The following is a 17777-nucleotide window of genomic DNA, read 5'->3' as shown; positions in this document are numbered from 1 at the left end:
CCGGTGGCGAAAGGGGACCGATGAAGAGCGTCGAGCGGCACATATCCGACATCCTCGGGCTGGTGCGACCGGTCCCGCCGATCGAGCTGGACCTGCTGCGCGCCCAGGGCGCGGTGCTCGCCGAGGACGTGACGGCCCCGGTCTCGCTGCCGCCGTTCGACAACTCCGGCATGGACGGCTACGCCGTGGTCGCCGNCCCGCGGGGGGGGGGGAGCCGGTGCGGCTGCCCGTGGTCGGCGACATCGCCGCCGGGGACCCCGGGGCGTACGCGGTGCGCAGCGGGTACTGCGCCCGCATCATGACCGGCGCCCCGATGCCCGCCGGCGCCGACGCCGTGGTGCCGGTGGAGTGGACCGACGGGGGCCGCGCCGAGGTGGCCGTGCGCCGCCCCGCCACGGCCGGCGACGCGGTCCGCCGGGCCGGTGGGGACGTGCGCGAGGGGGACACGGTGCTGCGCGCCGGCGCCCGCCTGGGCGCCGCCGAGCTGGGGGTGCTCGCCTCGGTCGGGCGGCGCACGGTCCCGGTGCGGCCGCGGCCGAGGGTGGCGGTGCTCTCCACCGGCGAGGAGCTGGTCGAGCCGGGCAAGCCGCTGGCGCCAGGCCAGATCTGGGAGTCCAACGGCTACATGCTCACCGCGGCGGCGATCGAGGCCGGCTGCGAGGGCCACCGGCACGCCTTCGTGGGCGACGAGCCGTCCGCCGTCCTGGACGCCATCGACGACGTCCTGCTCCAGGCCGACATCGTGGTCACCACGGGCGGGGTGAGCATGGGCGCCTACGACCCGGTCAAGGAGTCGCTGTCCGCCCTGGGCACGGTCCGCTTCGAGCAGGTGGCGATGCAGCCGGGCAAGCCGCAGGGGTTCGGAACCGTGGGCGAGGACGCCGTGCCGATCGTGACCCTGCCGGGCAACCCGGTGAGCGCGTTCGTCTCCTTCCACGTGCTGCTGCTCCCGGCGCTGCACCGCATGCAGGGACGGGACCCCGACCCGCTGCCCTCGGTCGCCGCGCGCCTGACCGCGCCGGTCTCCTCGCCCCCCGGCCGCCGCTCCTATCTGCGGGTGCGCCTGGAGGAGGGGGAGGAGGGCCTGCTCGCGGTCCCCGCCTCGCGCCAGGCCTCCCACCAGCTGTCGGCCCTGGCCGACGCCGACGGCCTGGCCGTCGTCCCGGAGGACGAGGAGGGCCTGCCCGAGGGGGCGCGGGTCGAGGTCCTGCGGCTGCCGCGGCCCTGAGGGCCGCCGCGCCGGTTTCCGGGTCCTGCCCCAGGGCGGTGCGGGGCCGGGGCGCGCCGCCTGCCGGGGCCTGCCGCTCCGCCGACCGCGGGACCTGCACGGCGGGCACCGGTGGGATACCTTCGGACCCATGTCCGCATCGACTCCCCACCCCTCCGGGTTCACCCACCTCGACTCGGCGGGCGCCGCCCGCATGGTGGACGTGACCGCCAAGGACGTCTCCGCCCGGTCCGCCACCGCCACCGGCCGGGTCCGAGTCTCGGCCGAGGTGATCGAGGCCCTGCGCGGCGGCACCGTCCCCAAGGGCGATGCGCTGGCGGTGGCCCGCATCGCCGGGATCCAGGCGGCCAAGCGCACCCCCGACCTGGTGCCGCTGTGCCACCCGATCGCGATCCACGGGGCCGACGTGGACCTGCGGGTCCGCGAGGACGACGTGCTCATCACCGCCACCGTGCGCACCGCCGACCGCACCGGCGTGGAGATGGAGGCCCTCACCTGCGTGACGGCCGCCGCCCTGGGCCTGGTCGACATGGTCAAGGCGATCGACCCGGCGGCCGTGGTCACCGACGTGCGGGTGGAGGAGAAGACCGGCGGCAAGACCGGCCACTGGACCCGCCCCGCGGACGGCCCCGCCGACGGCCCGGCGTCCGCCCCCGGGGAGGCCGAGGGCGAGGGGCGCCGGTGAGCGGGGAGGCCTACCGCGCCGTGGTGGTGACCGCCTCCAACCGCGCCGCCGCGGGCGTCTACCCCGACCGCTCCGGGCCGGTGCTGGCCGAGGCGCTGCGCTCGGCCGGGCTGGAGGCCGACGGCCCCTGGGTGGTCCCCGACGGCGAACCCGTGGCCCAGGCCCTGCGGCGGGCCCTGGACGCCGGGTACGACGCCGCCCTCACCACCGGGGGGACCGGTCTGACCCCCGGCGACGCGACCCCCGAGGCCACCCGGCCGCTGCTGGCCCGCGAGATCCCCGGCATCCCCGAGGCGATGCGCGCCGCGGGCCGGGAGAAGGGGGTGCCCTCGGCGATCCTGTCGCGCGGGCTGGCGGGCATCGCCGAGCGCCCCGGGGACGGCCACCGGATGCTGGTCGTGAACCTGCCCGGCTCCAGCGGCGGGGTCCGTGACGGCATGGAGGTGCTCGCCCCGGTGCTGGCCCACGCCATCGAGCAGATGCGCGGCGGCGACCACCCGCGGTCCGCCACGGGGGCGTGAGCGGCGGCGCGCCGCTCCGGGGCCGGGGTGGAATACTGGGACGTGTCGCCCGGGACCGACCGGGGACCCCAGGCCCGGGGGCGGCCGGCGCGGCGCCCGGAACCGGACAGGCCCGCGAGGCGCCGGAAAGGACGAGCGACGTTGAGTCGGATTCGCGGCTGGCCCGTCACGCTCGCTGAGGGGCCCGTAGGGCTTCGGCCGCTGCGCGTGCGGGACGCGCGCGCCCTCAGGGAGACGCGGGTGCGCAACGCCGACTGGCTGCGCCCGTGGGAGCCCACCCACCCCGAGATGCCGCTGCAGACCTCCTCGCTCACCCCTTACGTGGCCATGCTCCAGGCGATCCGGCGTGAGGCCCGTCAGGGGCTGTCCATGCCCTGGGCCGTCACCTACGAGGGGCGGTTCGCCGGGCAGCTGACGGTGAGCGCCATCGTGTGGGGGTCGGCGCGGTCGGCGCAGGTGGGCTACTGGATCGACCGGGAGGTCGCCGGCCGCGGGGTCACCCCCACGGCGGTCGCCCTGGCCGTCGACCACTCCTTCTTCACCGTCGGACTGCACCGCATCGAGGCCAACATCCGCCCGGAGAACCGGGCGAGCCGCCGGGTCGCCGAGAAGCTGGGCTTCCGCGAGGAGGGCGTGCGCCGCCGCCAGCTGCACATCGACGGGGCCTGGCGGGACCACATCTGCTACGCGCTGACCGTCGAGGACGTCCCGAACGGGCTGCTCACGCGCTGGCGCAGCCGGGACGGCGGAATGACCTCCGAGGGCCGCTCCTCCTGACAGGGGCGGCGGCCCCGGGAGGCGGCGCCGGTCCGGCGCCCGAAAGGGTGCCGACGGGCGGCTCCCGGCCGGGCACCGGGCGCGAAACGTGGCCGGAAACCCCTGGCATGTGCCGAACGGCTCGCCCGCAGCGGTGCCGGGAACCGGAAGCGTCCGCGCTGTGCGACCATGGCGACGCCCCGCGTAGCCGGGGGCGGTGGACGACCTCCCGGCCGCCTCGCCGAAGCCCTGTCGGCGGCGGGCCGGGCGCGGGATAATCACCGGAACCGGCGCCGCGGTCCCTCGACGGGCCGGGCGCGGGGCGCCGGGGGCGCGGCGGCCGCCGCGCCCGCTTTCGTTTCTCCTCGCGGAGGAGGTGGCCGAGGAAGAGGAAGACTGCAATCTCACGACACTCCGGTCCGAATATTGCGCATTTACGGACACTCGGTCGTACCGTGCGGAACGTAGACGCATCAACGATGTCGGTAACACGTGCATACGGCGCATGGGGGACGGCGCATGGAACGCTGAGCCGCGCAGCCGGCTGCGGACGGGCCGCGGTGCCGGAGCCCGGCCGTATGCGGGGAGCGGCGTCGCCGGGGCGTCTGGGAGTGTCCGGTGACCGGCGGTGCAAGGAGGGGCCATGAACAGCTCTGCCTTGTACTTGGCCATTGTCCTCGTCTGGCTGATCGTCCTGGTCCCCATGCTGCTGCGGCGCGACGGCGCCGGCCCCGAGCCTGGCGCCGAACCCGACACCGACCTGGGCGCCGACCCCGGCGAGGAGGACGGCGGCCGCGAGGACGCCGACGACGACGAGGACCCCGACCGCACCCGGGTCCTGTCCTACGACGAGTACCTCCCGGGGCCGCGCGACGGTGACGACGGCGACGCGGACGGTCCCGCCCCCGGTCGCGGCGGCCGTGACGGCGGCGGGGGGGCCGACGACGCCGACGGCGCCGGTGCCGGGGACCCCGACGGCGACTCCGGCGGCGAGGGCGCGGACCGCGTCGGCCGGCGGGAGCGCAGGGCCGGTCCCCGCGGCGCACCGGCCCGCCGGGGGGCCTACCCCGCGGCCGGGCCCTCCCGGGCACGGGTGATCGCCCGGCGCCGCCGCCGCACGCTCGCGCTGTGCACCCTCCTGGCGGGGACCGGGACCGCCGTCGCGATGGGGCTGGGCCCGTGGTGGGTGCTGGCCCCTCCGGTGCTGCTGCTCGCCGGGCACCTGGTGCTGCTGCGCGAGGCCGCCAAGGCCGACGCCGAGCGCCGCGCTGCCGAGCGGGATCGCCGCAGGCGCCGGGCCGCCGCGCTCCGCCGCGCGGAGGAGGCCCGCAGGGCCCGCACGGCCGAGGTCATCGACATGCCCGCCCCTCGGGAGCAGGAGGTCTACGACCAGTACGCCGACGCCCACCAGCGCGCCGTCGGCGACTGAGGGCGCGCGGCGCCCCGCGCGCCCCCGAAGGCGTTCGGAGCACTCCTGCGGAGCTGCTAAGGTTGAGAACGTCTTGAGGGGCTGTAGCGCAGTCCGGTAGCGCACCTCGTTCGCATCGAGGGGGTCAGGGGTTCAAATCCCCTCAGCTCCACAGCAGGTGAAAGCCTGGTTTCCGAATCCCGGGGACCAGGCTTTCGTCGCATCCGGGGCCGCCCGCGTGTCGGCGGAGCGGTTCCGGTGCGCGCAGGGGACGATGGTCCCGCACCGGGCGCCTCCGCAGGCCCTCCGGGCCGATAAGAGGGATCTTTCCCGGTGAGCACCCCTCCCGAACGCCGCGGGTGCGATAAGTTCGGGACATGCGCTGAATTTACCCCGGGAAGCGGGGGAATTCACCGTCCGCCGGTCACCGGCGCCGGTCGACGAAAGTCCCGGCACCGACGGGCCGGCACCACGCGCGGACGGTCTTCAGGGGTGGCGGAGTTTCCCACCCTCCGGCGGGTCCGGATCCGTGCGAAACGCTGTTCATGCCGGTCACAGAGGTGATCGAGGGTCCAGAGGCGCCCACGCGGCCGACCGGGAGCCATTGTCGTTCCGGACTATTCGCCACATGGTCTGAAATAGGGCCTAGGTCGACATTAATATTTGCATCTGGGTCTTGTGCGTGCTGTGACCGATAGGTCATCTTATTTACGGGGATGGATGACGAGACGAGTGAAAGGTGTGTTGTGCTCAAGAAGATCTGCGTGATCGCGGCCATAGCCGGAGCCGCCGTCACGGGCGCCTCACTCCCCGCGTCCGCGGACGAGGCCGCCTCCTCGGAGGTCGGCGTCACCCGGTACGCGGCGGCCGGCTGGAGCTGGTGGTCGGGGTGGAGCTGGTGGAGCACCGACACCATCGGTGACGCCTCCATCGACATCGTCGAAAGGCTCCTGTCGGACGAGGAGTGACCCGGACGGCGCAGGGGACGCGGCGGCGCGCGCGCACGACCGACCGGCGGAGGCCGTGAACGGCGCCCCGATCCCCGTGTCGGAGCCCGGCCCGGACCAACCGGGCCGGGCTCGGCCGTTTCCGGGCCCGGTTGCCCCCCGCGCCCCGGGGGTAGGGAGCAGACGAGGACGCCCGCGGCCGACCGCCGATCGGAGTCGGGCCGCCGCAGACCGCGTGAGCCGTCAGAGGAAGGCACCGTGACCGATCGCCCCCACCCCGCGGGCGGTGCGGACCGCCCGGAACGCCCGCAGTACCCGGGCGGGACCGAGTACCCCGAGACCGAGGCCCTCCCCGGCGGCTACCACCTCCCGGGCGCCGACGCGCCCCGGTGGCGGGCCGTGCCGGAGCCGGCCGGGGACGGAACCGCCGAGGAGCCGGTGGCCGGCACCCCGTTCCGCCGCAGCACACCGGCCCGCCGCAAGCGCATCCCGGAGCTGCGCGGCGGCGGCCACGCGCGGCTGGTCGCGGTGACGGTGCTGTTCGTGATGGCGGCCGGCAGTGCGGCGGACTACATCGACCCGGCCACCCGGGCCTTCTGGCACCTGCTGTTCTGGGCGGGCGTGGGCACCGCGGCGGCGGTCTCCCTGGCCCGGGAGCGGCGCAACGGCTGGGAGCCCGGCCCGCGGTGGGTGTGGCCGGCGGCGGCGCTGGGCGGGACCCTGCTGGCCGAACTACTCATCGCACTGTTCGGCTCCCCGGTGATCCTGGTGGCCTCGGTCGTGCTGGGCGGCCTGTTCCTGTTCATCGTGCTGCTTTTCGGCTGACCGCCGGCCGAGCCTGTGACGGCCCCCGCGCGGAGGCCTGAGCGGAGGTCCGGTGGATCAGAGGAATCGGGGGAACCGGAGAATTCGCCCTCAGGTCGCCTCGTCGTCGAACGGGGGGCGCCGCCCGTTCAGCTGGGAGACGGGGCGGCGGTTCTCCTCCTCGTCGTCCTCGGCCTCCCAGAAGTGCTTCTGCACGAAGCGCTTGGGGTTGAGGTCCTGCACGTCGAAGTCCTTGAACTCCGGGCCCAGGCCCTCCTGGATGTCGCTCTTGGCGCTGTCGGCCATCCGGCGCAGCTGCCTGAGGACCCGTCCGACCTGCTGGGCCGCCTTGGGGAGCTGTTCGGGGCCGAAGACCAGGATCGCGAGCAGGCCGAGGACGAGGAACTCCCCCGCTCCGATGTTGNAACATGCCCTTCCTTCCGTCGGNCCCCCCGGCTCCCCTGCCGGTACCCCATGCAGGTTAGCCCCTCTGAGAGAGAGGTGTTACGGCCCACCCCCCTGCCTCCGACCCCGCCCCGAGTGTTGCGGTCGGTCCGGTAAGGGCGGAATCGTCGTCCTCGCACCGCTCGGCTCCCGCCGGACGGCTAGGGTGGTGCCCCGTCCGGTGAAGCCGAAGGCGCCTCGGGGCGGGGGAGACAAGGGTGAGCGAGCCGACACTGGGCGAGCCGACACTGCGCGACCGCGCGGCCGGGATCGTGGACGCCGCGTGGTTCCAGAACACGGTCATCGTCCTCATCGTCCTCAACGCCGTCTCCCTGGGGCTGGAGACCTACGACGGGCTGTTCCGCGCCTGGGAGCCCTGGTTCCGGGCCGCCGAGACCGCGTTCGTCGGCCTGTTCGCGGCCGAGCTGCTGCTGAAGGGGTACGCGCGGGGCGCGCGGTTCTTCCGCGACCCGTGGAACTGGTTCGACATGCTCGTGGTCGGCATCGCGCTGGTCCCCGCCACGGGAGGCTTCTCGGTGCTGCGCCTGCTGCGGATCCTGCGCATCCTGCGGCTGGTCAGCGTGGTGCCGCAGATGCGCCACATCGTCAGTGCGCTGTTCCGCGCGGTGCCGGGCATGGGCACGGTGATCGGGCTGCTGCTGATCACCGTCTACACCTCGGCGGTGCTGGCCGAGAAGCTGTTCTCCCGCACCGCCCCGGAGTACTTCGGCGACCTGGGCACGTCACTGTTCACCCTGTTCATGGTGATGACCACGGAGGACTGGCCGGACGTCGCCGACGCGGTGATGGCCGAGCACCCCGCGGCCTGGGTGTTCTTCGTCGGCTACATGGTGGTCACCGCGTTCGTCATCCTCAACCTGGTCATCGGCGTGGTCGTGACCGCGCTGGAGCAGGAGGTCAACGCCGAGCGGTGGCGCGAGGACCAGGAGCTGGAGCTGGAGCAGCACCAGGACGTGGTGGCCCGCCTGGACGCGCTCACCGAGCAGGTCGCCCTGCTGCGGGCGCAGGTGGCGGGGGAGGCACAGCAGAAGCCCTCCGCCCGGAGACCGGGCGAAGGGCCGAGTTCAGGAGCGTTCGGGAGCTCTTAGAGCGACCGCACGTTGGAGGCCTGCGGCCCCTTCGGCCCCTGGGTGATCTCGAACTCGACCGACTGGTTCTCTTCCAGGTTCCGGAAGCCGGTACCCGCGATCGCCGAGTAGTGCACGAACACGTCCGGGCCGCCGCCCTCGACGGCGATGAACCCGAAACCCTTCTCAGAGTTGAACCACTTCACGGTGCCCTGAGCCATTATTTGCTCTCCCTTTGGGGACTACAAACGGGACCGCACCCTGCTGGTCCCGGGTTGCTGGGCGCCCGCCCCCGGGAGTCTCCTGCCCAAACGACCGGCGCCCGCGCGAAGTTCCGCGAGGCGCCGAAGCTAACCGTGGAAACCGCATCCGCAACCGGGCCTGAGACTACCAGTCGCCCCCGTCCGTGCCGAGAGCTTTCCGTGTGAAAATCCCGAGGACAGAATTGGAATTTTCACCGTTCGTCGGACGTTGTTTCCTGTCCTGTCATGCGGCCGCCCCCGGTGCCCGCCCGGGCACCGGGGGCGGCCGCCGCGCGCCGCTCCCGGCGGTCAGCCGCCCCCGCCGCTGCCGAAGATCCAGGTGTCGAACCACATCCGCTCGGCCCACTGCTCATAGGGGATGCTCTCCGCGCTGAGGACGGGATACAGGAAAGCGAAGTTGGCGATCACCAGCAGCAGCACCACGCCGAACAGAACGCCGCCCAGGGCCCGGCGGGCGGGCAGGTAGGCGGCGCCCTTCTCACCGTCGCCCATCGCCAGTCCGAGCATCAGAACGATGGCCAGAACGATGAACGGCAGGAACGGCAGGGCATAGAAGACGAACATGGTGCGGTCGGGGTAGGCGAACCAGGGGAGCCAGCCGGCGGCCGTGCACAGCAGTACCGCCCCCGCCCTCCAGTCGCGGTAGGTCGCCCACCATCCGACCATGACGGCCAGCGCGATCAGGCCGATCCACCACAGCGCCGGGGTGCCGATGCTCAGAATGGCCGAGGAGCACTTCTCGCTTCCGCAGCCCCCGGACTCCCCGTCGTAGAAGAACGCCACCGGAATGCGCATGACGACCCACTCCCAGGGCCGCGACGCGTAGTCGTGCGGTTCGGAGAGCCCGTTGTGGAACTCCATCATCTGCGCGTGGTAGTGGATCAGGCTCCGCACCGCGTTGACGGGGCCCTCCAGCCACCCGGGGAGGGCGGAGACCCCGGGACCGGCGTTCTCGGCCCCCCAGTGGCGGCCGTAGCCGTCGGAGGAGGCGAACCAGCCCGCCCAGGAGGCGGTGTAGACCACCGCTCCGACGACCACCGTCTGCACGAAGGCGGGGATCGCGTCGAACAGCAGCCAGGTCAGGCGCAGGTCGCGCAGGCCCCCGCCGCGGCGCTGCCCCGCGCTGCGCCGCGCACCGTAGTCCCAGGCCACGGTGAGCAGCCCGAAGGCGGCCATGAAGAACAGCGCGTTCCACTTGGTGCCCACCGCCAGGCCCAGGCAGACGCCGGCCGCCAGCCGCCACCACCGCAGGCCCAGCCAGGTCGCGCCGGGCGCGGCGGCCAGCCGGTCCCGCATCCGGTCCCGGTCGATCAGCAGGCAGGCGAAGGCGGCCAGCACCCAGAAGGTGACGAACACGTCCACCATCGCCAGCCGGCTCATGGTGAAGTGCAGCCCGTCCAGGGCCAGCAGCAGCCCCGCGGCCGCCGCCAGCATCCACGACCGGGTCATGCGCAGGGCGACGCGCACCATCAGCAGCACGGTCAGCGCCCCCACGAGCGCCGAGGCCGCCCGCCATCCCTCCGGGCTCATCGAGGTGCCGAAGGGCAGCAGCCCCCACGCCTGGTCGCCCAGCGCGATCATCCACTTGCCGACCGGCGGGTGGACCACGAAGTCCGGCCCCCCGGACCAGATGGAGTGCACCCCCTGGGCCAGCAGCTCGTCCGCGTTGTCGAGCGTCTCGTGCTCGTAGCCGAACCGCCACAGGGCGAAGGCGTCCTTGGCGTAGTAGGTCTCGTCGAAGTAGATCTCGGCCGGCTGGCCGAGGCGGACGAACCGCAGCACCCCCGCGAACAGGGCGAGCGCGACCGCGGCGGCCCAGCCGGGCCACGAGGGCCGGGGCATCGGGGGCTGCGGTCGCGCCTGCACGCGCGCGGTGGAGGGAGCGGGGTCCGCCGCGTCGGGCGGTGCAGTGGTGGTCATCGCGGCTCTTATAGTCGGGTCGGGGACGGGTGGCCGTGCCGGACCGGCGGCCCTGGGGCAGTGCCAACCGGGCAGTGCCAACCGTAGCGTCAAACACCGGGGGCGATAAGTGACCGACGGGCCTGCAGCGGCGCCAGGCGCCGCACCGGCGGAAGGGGCCGGCGTGCTGACGCTGGCCGGCATCCCCATCGGCAACGGGGAGGACGCCCAGCCGCGGCTGCTGGCGGCCATCGAGGAGGCGCCGCTGATCGCCGCCGAGGACACCCGGCGGCTGCGGCGGTTCACCGAGCGGATGGGCATCCGGCCCGGAGGCGAGGCCGGGGCGCGCATCGTCTCCTACTACGACGCCAACGAGGCGCGGCGCTCCGAGGAGCTGCTGGCCGAGCTGCGTGCGGGTCGGGACGTGCTGCTGGTGACCGACGCCGGCATGCCCGGCGTGTCGGACCCTGGCTACCGGCTGGTGGCCGCCTGCGCCGAGGCCGGGGTGCGGGTGACCGCGATCCCGGGGCCCTCAGCGGTGACGACCGCGCTGGTGCTCTCCGGCCTGCCCACCGACCGGTTCTGCTTCGAGGGGTTCCCGCCGCGCAAGGGGCAGGACCGCGCCTTCGGGGAGCTGGCCTCCGAGCGGCGCACCCTGGTGTTCTTCGAGAGCCCGCACCGGCTGGCCGGGACCCTGGCGGCGATGGCGCGCGCGTTCGGCGGCGACCGGCGGGCGGCGGTGTGCCGGGAGCTGACCAAGACCTACGAGGAGGTCCGCCGGGGGACGCTGGCCGACCTGGCCGAATGGGCACAGGGCGGGGTCAAGGGCGAGATCACCGTGGTGGTCGGGGGCGCCCCGCAGCGGCGCGAGGCGCTGGGCGCGGACGACCTGGTGGCGGCCGTCGCCGAGCTGGAGGCCCGCGGGGTGCCGCGCAAGCAGGCCGTCCAGGAGGCCGCACGCGAGCTGGGGGTGCCCAAGCGCGAGGTGTACGCGGCCGTGCACGGGATCTGAGGGCCGCACGGGCGCGCCCGGGGCAGCCGGTCGCTCTCCGTCAGGCCGTGCGCTTCTCCCGACCCGGGCGCCTTCGACCGGTGCCGCTCGCGCACCGGTCGGTTCGACGGGCGGCAGTGGTGTTCGAAAGGCCTGGTTCCGGCTTCGGGGTCCGCGTTCGTGCGGGTCTCCGCGGATGCACCGTTCAGCGCCCGGGGTGACCGGGGCGGCCGTGACGGCCGGGCGGCCGACGGTCGTCGGTGTCCCGTGGCCAGGGCACGCGGTCCCCGACGACGAGGAAGGGGGGCGCCCTCCGGGGCGCCCCCCTTCGCCGTGCGCGGCGGCGGCGCGGGGCCGCCGCCGGCCTGTCACACCACGGCGCCGTCGCTGTTGTCGCGGGCGGCGCGCTGGTCCTTGCGCTGCTTGGCCTTCTTCTCCTTGACCACGTGCGGCGGCGGGGTCTTGTCGAAGCGCTGCAGCCACTCCGCCAGCGGAGAGGCCACGAACACCGTCGAGAAGACGCCGGTCACCAGGCCGACGAGCATCGCGATGGAGAAGTCCTGCAGCGTGGAGCCGCCGAACAGGGCCAGCGTCGCCAGGATGAACACACCGCCGATGGTGGTGTTCACCGTCCGCGGGATGGTGTTCAGGATCGCGGTGTTGGCGATCCGGCGGAACCGGGACTCGCTGTCGCGGGCCCATTCATCGCGGATCCGGTCGAAGACCACGACCGTGTCGTTGACCGAGAACCCGATGACGCTCAGCATGGCCGCGAGGAAGACCCCGTCGATCGGCTTGCCCAGCCAGATGAACGTCCCGATGACCACCATCAGCGTGAAGGCCAGGGACAGCATCGCCGCCACACCGAACGACCACCGGAACCGCCAGGCCAGGTAGATCATCTGCAGCACCAGCGCGGCCACCAGCGCCAGTAGCGCCTTGTTGCGCAGCTCGTCGCCGAGGCTGGGCCCGATCTTCTCGTCGCTGACCTTCTCCGCGCCTCCGGAGGCGTCGGCCAGCGCGTCCTGGACCTGCTGGGCCTCGGCGTCGTCGATCGGTCCGGTGCGCACCGCGATGTCGCCGTCGCCGGACTCCTGCACCACCGCGTTGGGCTGGCCGCCCTCCTCGGCGACGATCTGCCGCGCCTCGGTGGGGCTGATCTGCTCGGTGGTGGTGAAGTCCATGACCCGGCCGCCGGTGAACTCCACGCCGAAGTTGGGCGGGCGCACCACCATGCCGGCCACGGCCACGGCCACGATGAGCCCGGCGATGGTCAGCCACAGCCGGCCGCGCTTCATCAGGTCCGGGCCGTGGTCGAGCAGCCACTGGCGGACCCGGCTGATCTTGCCCAGGCCGCTGAAGGCCGGGTGGTTGCGGACGACCTTGCGGCGCACCGCCCACTCGACCAGCACGCGGGCGATGACCAGCGCGGAGACCATCGAGGCGACGGTGCCCAGGCCCAGCGTGACGCCGAAGCCCTGGACGGTGCCCGAGGCCAGGAAGAACAGCAGGGCGGCGGCGATGAGCGTGGTGATGTTGGTGTCCAGCACCGCGCTCCAGGCCTTCTGCGTGCCCTGGACGAACGCCTTCTGCAGGTTGGGCGGGATCGCCCGGCGCCGTCGCCGGGACAGCACCCCGGCCTCGGCCTGCCGGGTCTCGGCGTCGGTCGCGTCGGCCATGCCGGCGGACTTGTTGGCCTCGTAGACCTTCTTCTGCTGCTGGTACTCCTCGCGGGCGCGTTCGAATATCAGCACGTTGGCGTCGATCGCCATGCCGATCGCGAGCACGAACCCGGCCAGGCCCGGCAGGGTGAGGGTGGCCCCCAGCGCCACCAGCGCCGCGTAGGCGATGAGCGTGTAGCAGGCCAGCGCCAGCGAGGCGAGGAAGCCGACCAGGCGGTAGGACACGGTGATGTAGAGCGCGGTCAGCGCGATGCCCACCGCGCCGGCGATGAAGCTGGCCTTGATGGCGTCGGCGCCCAGGGTCGGGCCCACGGTCTGGCGCTGGATCTCGGTGACCGGCAGCGGCAGCGAGCCGCCCTCGATCAGAACGGCCAGCTCCTCGGCCGACTCCGAGTCGAAGGTGGAGCTGGTGATCGTGGTCTGGCCGGTGGTCTGGCCGACGTCGCAGGCGGTGTCGGTGGTGACCTCGGGCGCGGAGATGATCCGGTCGTCCAGGACGATCGCGATCCGCCGCTGCGGGGAGCCCTGCGGGTTGCAGGCCGCCTCGCCGGTGATCTCCTTCCAGGCGTCCTTGCCCGAGCCCTGGAAGGAGACGTTGACCTGCCACTGGCTCTGCGTGGTCTGGTCGAGCACCGCCTCGGCGCTGGAGATCTGCTCGCCCTGGAGGGCGGCGTCGCCGAGCTGGAGCATCTGGCCCTGGTCGTCGGGCAGGGTCTCCTCGACCTTGTCGGGGTCGGGGGCGGACATGTCCTGCGGCTGGCCGCCCTGCCCCTGCTGGCCCTGGTCGAACTGGGAGAGGTCCTCCTCCTCGGAGCCCTCCTCGGAACCGTCCTCAGAGCCCTCGCCGGAACCCTCCTCCTCGGGGGCGTCCTGGGGCGCGCGGGCGCTGTCGCCGCCGCCACCGGGGACGGCGCCCCCGCCGCCGGCGCCGGGCATGCCCATGCCCATGCCGCCCTGGGAGGCCTCGACGCCGAGCACCGGGCGCACGGTCAGCTGGGCGGTCTGGCCGATGATCTCGGCGGCCTCGGTCGGGTCCTGGACCCCCGGGAGCTCGACGATGATCCGGTCGTCGCCCGAGCGCGACATCGTCGCCTCGCTGACGCCCAGGCGGTCGATGCGCTGGCGGAGCACCTCGATCACCTTGTCGGTGTTCTCGGCGCTGGCCTCGGTGCCGTCCTCGCCCTCCTGGGTCTGCAGCACGATCTGGGTGCCGCCGCTGAGGTCGAGCCCCAGCTTCGGCGGAATGAACCACGCGGCGCCGAAGGCGCCGAGCACGATGATCAGGGAGATGATCCCGCGCAACCAGCGCGAGCCCGCTCCCGCTTGTGTGGACAATGCACTCCCTCTTCAGGTGCGTCTTCGTTTCCCGGTCCGTTCCGGGCCGTCCGGGCCCGGGCGCACGAGGACCCCGCCGACCGCGGTCGAACGGTCGTCAAGCGGTCGATGGGGCCGCGGAGGGAGGCGGGGCACGGCCCAGGGGGAGCGCCGACACCTCCGCGGCCCCGCGCGCGTTCTGGTCGCGGGTCGGCACCACCGTCCCCCGGAAGCCCAGCGGGGAGGGGAGGTGCGGGGTGGGGACCGCGTAGGCCTCGGGCAGATCGCGAAGGGTGCGGTGGTCCCCCTTGCCGGCCGGGAGGGCGGCCGTCGACGGATGGCCGTCCCGGGCCCACGTCCGGGCGTCGCGGTCGTGCGCACGATCGCGCGGTCCGCCGGGGGCGGCGACCTCCACCCCGTCACGGGGCAGCAGGACCGTCGCCGTGCCGGGGCCGAGGGGGGAGGCGGCGGCCTGGGCCGCCGCGGGCGCCCCGGCCAGCAGCAGCGCCGCGCACAGCAGGGCCGCCAGCGCACGTGCGAGCACCGGGACCACCACCTTCGGACTGCGATGGCGACCACCCTACCGACGGCCCGGGCGGGTGTCGCTCCCGGAGCGTCCCGCCCCGGCCGCCGCGGGAAGAACGGTGCGAAGCCGGGGGGCCGCGGGCTTTAGTCTTGAGGCATGTCGTCGAAACGCCACATCCTGACCGCGGTGGCCTGGCCCTACACCAACGGGCCGCGCCACATTGGGCACGTATCCGGGTTCGGGGTCCCCTCGGACGTCTTCTCGCGCTTCCAGCGAATGCGCGGCCACGACGTGCTCATGGTCAGCGGCACCGACGAGCACGGCACCCCGATCCAGGTGCTGGCCGACCAGGAGGGCGTGAGCGCCCGCGAGCTGGCCGACCGCTACAACAGGATCATCGTGGAGGACCTGGTCGCCCTGGGCCTGTCCTACGACCTGTTCACCCGCACCACCACCGGCAACCACTACGCGGTGGTGCAGGAGCTGTTCCGGGGCCTGTACGACAACGGCTACATCTTCGCCCGCACCACCAAGGGCGCGGTGTCGCCCTCGACCGGGCGCACCCTTCCCGACCGCTACATCGAGGGCACCTGCCCCATCTGCGGCTACGACGGCGCCCGCGGCGACCAGTGCGACAACTGCGGCAACCAGCTCGACCCGGTCGACCTGATCGGTCCGCGCTCGCGGATCAACGGGGAGGCCCCCGACTTCGTCGACACCGAGCACTTCATGCTGGACCTGCCCGCCTTCGCCGAGGTCCTGGGCACGTGGATGCGCTCCAAGTCGGGCCAGTGGCGGCCCAACGTCCTGAAGTTCTCCCTGAACCTGCTGGACGACCTGCAGCCGCGGGCCATCAGCCGGGACCTGGACTGGGGCGTGCCCATCCCGCTGGAGGGCTGGAGCGACCAGGCCAACAAGCGCCTGTACGTGTGGTTCGACGCCGTCATCGGGTACCTGTCGGCGGCCGTGGAGTGGGCCCGGCGCACCGGCGACCCGGAGGCCTGGCGCCGCTACTGGCAGGGCGGGGACGCCGAGTCCTACTACTTCATGGGCAAGGACAACATCGTCTTCCACTCCGAGATCTGGCCGGCGATGCTGCTCGGCTACAACGGGGAGGGCGACCGCGGCGGCGACGCGGGCGCGCTGGGCCGGATGAACCTGCCCACCGAGGTGGTCTCCAGCGAGTTCCTCACCATGGAGGGGCGGAAGTTCTCGTCCTCGCGGCGCGTGGTCATCTACGTCCGCGACTTCCTCGAGCGCTACTCGGCCGACCCGCTGCGCTACTACATCATCGCCGCCGGGCCCGAGACCCAGGACACCGACTTCACCTGGGCGGAGTTCGTGCGCCGCAACAACGACGAGCTGGTGGCGGCCTGGGGCAACCTGGTCAACCGCTCGCTGAACATGGCGGCCAAGAACTTCGGGGAGATCCCCGAGGCGGGGGAGCTCACCGACGAGGACCGGGCCGTGCTGGAGGGCTCGCGCGCGGCGTTCGCGGCGGTCGCCGAGCACCTGGAGTCCTCCCGGTTCAAGGCGGGCCTCCAGGAGGCGATGCGCACCGTCGCCGAGGCCAACAAGTACATCTCCGACCAGGCGCCCTGGGCGCTGAAGAAGACCGACCCGGAGCGGATGAAGACCGTGCTGCACGTGGCGCTGCAGCTGGTCGACGACGCCAAGACGCTGCTCACGCCGTTCCTTCCGGAGTCGTCCAACAAGGTGCATGCGATGCTCGGGGGCACCGGCCAGTGGTCGGGCATGCCGCGGATCGACACCGCCCGCGACTCCATCGGCGGCGAGGAGGGCACGTCGGAGTACCCGGTCATCACCGGTGACTACGGCGACGACGAGGCGGTGTGGGAGTCCCGCCCGATCCGGCCCGGGACCCCGCTGTCCAAGCCCGAGCCGCTCTTCGCCAAGCTCGACCAGAGCGTCGTCGACGAGGAGCTGGCGCGCCTGGAGGCCGAGGCGGGCTGAGGCCCGGGGAATACCGGACGCGGCGGACCGTTGTACCCCACGGTCCGCCGCGCGCGTGCGGGCGCCCGCCGGGGCGGCCCGGGCGCGCACGTGTGTCGAGAGCAGTGAGCGAGGAGCAGAACCCATGGGCAAGCGCAGTGGAGCGGCCGTGCGGAACCGCAACGCGCAGACGCCTCCGCCGGCCCCCGAGCCGCTGCGCGTGGCGGTCGCCGACAGCCACACCCACATGGACATGCAGGAGCCCGAGCCGGAGGCGATCATCGCCGCCGCCGAGGCGGTGGGCGTGACCCCGCTCATGCAGGTCGGCGTCGACCTGGAGTCGTCGCGCTGGGCGGCCGACCTGGCCGCGGCGCACCCGTCCGTGTACGCGGCCGTGGCCCTGCATCCCAACGAGGCGCCGCGCATCGTGCACGGCGACGGCGCCCCGGGCGTGGAGGTGGACGGGACCGACTGGGCGGGCAAGCGCCGCGAGGCCGGCGGCGAGCGCGCGCTGGAGGAGGCGGTCGCCGAGATCGACCGCCTGGCCGCCCTGCCCCGGGTGCGGGCCGTGGGGGAGACCGGCCTGGACTACTTCCGCACCGGCGAGGAGGGCAAGGCGGCCCAGCAGGACTCCTTCCGGCGGCACATCGACGTGGCCGGGCGGCACGGCAAGGCGCTGATGATCCACGACCGGGAGGCCCACGAGGACGTCCTGCGCATCCTGGAGGAGGAGGGTGCGCCGGAGCGCGTGGTGTTCCACTGCTACTCGGGCGACGCCGAGATGGCGAAGGTGTGCGCCGAGCACGGCTACTTCATGAGCTTCGCGGGGAACGTGACCTTCGCGTCCGCGCACCACCTGCGGGAGGCGGCGGCGGTGGCCCCGGCCGAGCTGCTGCTGGTGGAGACCGACGCCCCGTTCCTGACCCCCAAGCCCTACCGGGGGCGGCCGAACGCGCCGTACCTGGTCCCGCTCACGCTGCGGGCCCTGGCCGAGGCGCGCGGCGAGGAGGAGGACGCGCTGGCGGCCCGGGTCGCCGAGAACGGCCGGCGGGCGTTCGGGCTGGAGGACTGACCGGGCACCCGGTGCCGCAGCGCGGGGACCCGCGGTCCGGCCCCAGGGTGTGCTTCTCGGAACGGGGCCGTAGCCGGCGGTGTCCGGATGCGGTCATCGCACGGCCGCTGTGCTCCCCCAGGTGTTGGAAGGGTCGGCCTGGCTACGCCGTCGACCGGTGAGAACGCAGTGGAGGCCCCGCCTTCGTCGCGGTGGC

General features: G+C 73.6%; 15 protein-coding genes, 1 tRNA gene and 1 pseudogene. 12 read left to right on the top strand and 5 right to left on the bottom strand.

Annotated features, from left to right (window positions below; genetic code table 11):
• Nucleotides 1-20: 20 nt before the first annotated feature.
• The 8 genes and pseudogenes from glp to D450_RS0121575 all read left to right on the top strand — a co-directional run bounded on the left by glp (nucleotide 21) and on the right by D450_RS0121575 (nucleotide 6370).
• A pseudogene (gene glp, locus D450_RS30880) lies at nucleotides 21-1228 on the top strand (molybdotransferase-like divisome protein Glp).
• 130 nt (nucleotides 1229-1358) lie between these two features.
• Entirely contained in the window at nucleotides 1359-1913 is a 555-nt protein-coding gene (gene moaC / locus D450_RS0121605; RefSeq protein ID WP_017540730.1) for a cyclic pyranopterin monophosphate synthase MoaC, read from the top strand.
• Nucleotides 1910-2434 (top strand): MogA/MoaB family molybdenum cofactor biosynthesis protein, encoded by a 525-nt coding sequence (locus tag D450_RS0121600; protein ID WP_017540729.1) that lies wholly within the window; start codon nucleotides 1910-1912, stop codon nucleotides 2432-2434. Before moaC ends, D450_RS0121600 begins: the two co-directional genes overlap by 4 nt.
• Before the next feature lie 141 nt (nucleotides 2435-2575).
• Nucleotides 2576-3211 (top strand): GNAT family N-acetyltransferase, encoded by a 636-nt coding sequence (locus tag D450_RS0121595; protein WP_026124461.1) that lies wholly within the window; start codon nucleotides 2576-2578, stop codon nucleotides 3209-3211.
• Between the two features lie 622 nt (nucleotides 3212-3833).
• Nucleotides 3834-4619 carry a divisome protein SepX/GlpR gene (sepX, locus tag D450_RS0121590; RefSeq protein WP_026128694.1) on the top strand — a complete coding sequence of 262 codons (786 nt, stop codon included), beginning with the start codon at nucleotides 3834-3836 and terminating at the stop codon, nucleotides 4617-4619.
• Between the two features lie 77 nt (nucleotides 4620-4696).
• A tRNA-Ala gene (locus D450_RS0121585) sits at nucleotides 4697-4770 on the top strand.
• Between the two features lie 574 nt (nucleotides 4771-5344).
• Nucleotides 5345-5566, top strand: coding sequence for a hypothetical protein (locus D450_RS0121580; protein WP_017540726.1), 222 nt, complete (start codon nucleotides 5345-5347; stop codon nucleotides 5564-5566).
• Between the two features lie 237 nt (nucleotides 5567-5803).
• The gene (locus tag D450_RS0121575) at nucleotides 5804-6370 is read left to right on the top strand and encodes a hypothetical protein (RefSeq protein ID WP_017540725.1); all 567 of its coding nucleotides are present in this window, start codon (nucleotides 5804-5806) and stop codon (nucleotides 6368-6370) included.
• Nucleotides 6371-6460: 90 nt separating this feature from the next.
• On the opposite strand, the gene D450_RS0121570 is transcribed toward D450_RS0121575, so the two are convergent.
• Nucleotides 6461-6769 (bottom strand): sec-independent translocase, encoded by a 309-nt coding sequence (locus D450_RS0121570; protein WP_026128693.1) that lies wholly within the window; start codon nucleotides 6767-6769, stop codon nucleotides 6461-6463.
• Nucleotides 6770-7011: 242 nt separating this feature from the next.
• Here D450_RS0121570 and D450_RS0121565 point away from each other — a divergent pair, with 242 nt between their 5' ends.
• On the top strand, nucleotides 7012-7902 hold the full coding sequence (locus tag D450_RS0121565) for an ion transporter (protein WP_017540723.1): 891 nt from the start codon (nucleotides 7012-7014) through the stop codon (nucleotides 7900-7902).
• On the opposite strand, the gene D450_RS0121560 is transcribed toward D450_RS0121565, so the two are convergent.
• Nucleotides 7899-8102, bottom strand: a complete 204-nt coding sequence (locus D450_RS0121560; protein ID WP_017540722.1) for a cold-shock protein — start codon at nucleotides 8100-8102, stop codon at nucleotides 7899-7901. The genes D450_RS0121565 and D450_RS0121560 overlap by 4 nt on opposite strands.
• Nucleotides 8103-8432: 330 nt before the next feature.
• The gene (locus D450_RS0121555; protein ID WP_017540721.1) at nucleotides 8433-10064 is read right to left on the bottom strand and encodes a dolichyl-phosphate-mannose--protein mannosyltransferase; all 1632 of its coding nucleotides are present in this window, start codon (nucleotides 10062-10064) and stop codon (nucleotides 8433-8435) included.
• A 163-nt stretch (nucleotides 10065-10227) separates the two neighbouring features.
• Between D450_RS0121555 and rsmI the strand changes: the two genes are divergently transcribed.
• On the top strand, nucleotides 10228-11055 hold the full coding sequence (gene rsmI / locus D450_RS0121550; RefSeq protein WP_017540720.1) for a 16S rRNA (cytidine(1402)-2'-O)-methyltransferase: 828 nt from the start codon (nucleotides 10228-10230) through the stop codon (nucleotides 11053-11055).
• A gap of 347 nt (nucleotides 11056-11402) precedes the next feature.
• On the opposite strand, the gene secD is transcribed toward rsmI, so the two are convergent.
• A complete protein-coding gene (gene secD, locus D450_RS0121545) occupies nucleotides 11403-14051 on the bottom strand; it encodes a protein translocase subunit SecD (protein WP_026128692.1) in 2649 nt (882 codons plus the stop codon).
• Between the two features lie 97 nt (nucleotides 14052-14148).
• Nucleotides 14149-14574: a hypothetical protein gene (locus D450_RS0121540; protein ID WP_241483237.1), complete on the bottom strand. Its 426-nt coding sequence runs from the start codon at nucleotides 14572-14574 to the stop codon at nucleotides 14149-14151.
• 138 nt (nucleotides 14575-14712) lie between these two features.
• On the opposite strand from D450_RS0121540, the gene metG reads away from it, so the two are divergent.
• The gene (gene metG, locus D450_RS0121535; protein ID WP_017540717.1) at nucleotides 14713-16530 is read left to right on the top strand and encodes a methionine--tRNA ligase; all 1818 of its coding nucleotides are present in this window, start codon (nucleotides 14713-14715) and stop codon (nucleotides 16528-16530) included.
• A 124-nt stretch (nucleotides 16531-16654) separates the two neighbouring features.
• Nucleotides 16655-17581 carry a TatD family hydrolase gene (locus D450_RS0121530; protein WP_017540716.1) on the top strand — a complete coding sequence of 309 codons (927 nt, stop codon included), beginning with the start codon at nucleotides 16655-16657 and terminating at the stop codon, nucleotides 17579-17581.
• The last annotated feature ends 196 nt before the right edge of the window (nucleotides 17582-17777 follow it).

The sequence above is a fragment of the Nocardiopsis halophila DSM 44494 genome (assembly GCF_000341245.1).
In the GTDB taxonomy this organism is placed as follows: Bacteria; Actinomycetota; Actinomycetes; order Streptosporangiales; family Streptosporangiaceae; genus Nocardiopsis_A; species Nocardiopsis_A halophila.
The sequence above is the reverse complement of the archived record's forward strand: the minus strand, read 5'-3'. Positions and strand labels throughout refer to the sequence as shown.